General features: G+C 71.1%; 1 protein-coding gene. It reads right to left on the reverse strand.

The features are described from left to right. Positions 1 to 103 precede the first annotated feature (103 nt). On the reverse strand, positions 104 to 575 hold a 472-nt coding region (locus ACXC9Q_RS41780), incomplete at its 5' end, for a transposase (protein WP_457062593.1).

Raw genomic sequence — 575 nt, forward strand, 5'->3', positions numbered from 1 at the left:
TGATTCTTGCAGTCGGGTAGGACAGGGACCCGAGTGTCGTCTCGGGTGGGCGCGGTTCCACGGGCCGGGTCTGTTGCGGGTCGTAGTGACGGGTGGGCCGTGGTTAGCCGGGTGCGGTGAGGGTGCGGAGCCGGGTGAGGCCGGCGTGCAGCAGGCTGGTCCAGACGGCGTTGCGGGCGAGGCGGACGACGGTGCGTCTGCCGGTTCGGGCGAGCCTCGCGGCGGTCGAGAACAGCCGCAGGCGTAGGCGTTTGGGTTCCCATCGGCGCGCCTCGTGGGTGGTGCCGTCGGTGTCGGTGAACGCGAGCAGCTGCATCCAGGTGGTCAGTTCGCAGGCCAGCGCGACGATCGCGCACCAGATCTGGTTTTGGCCGAAGTCGTGCAGTGGCAGGTTCCTGAGTCCGGTGTCCTTGGCGCAGCGGATCCGGTCTTCGGCGCGGGCCCGGCGCCGGTGCCGCAACTCGAGGTCGGCCAGCTGGCCGCGGGGCGTGTTGGTCGCGAACGCGGTGACACGGTGCCCGTCGACGTCGGTCAGGCGCAGCTGGGCGCCGGGGTGTGGGCGTTCCTTGCGGACG

The organism is Kribbella sp. CWNU-51 (assembly GCF_054073265.1).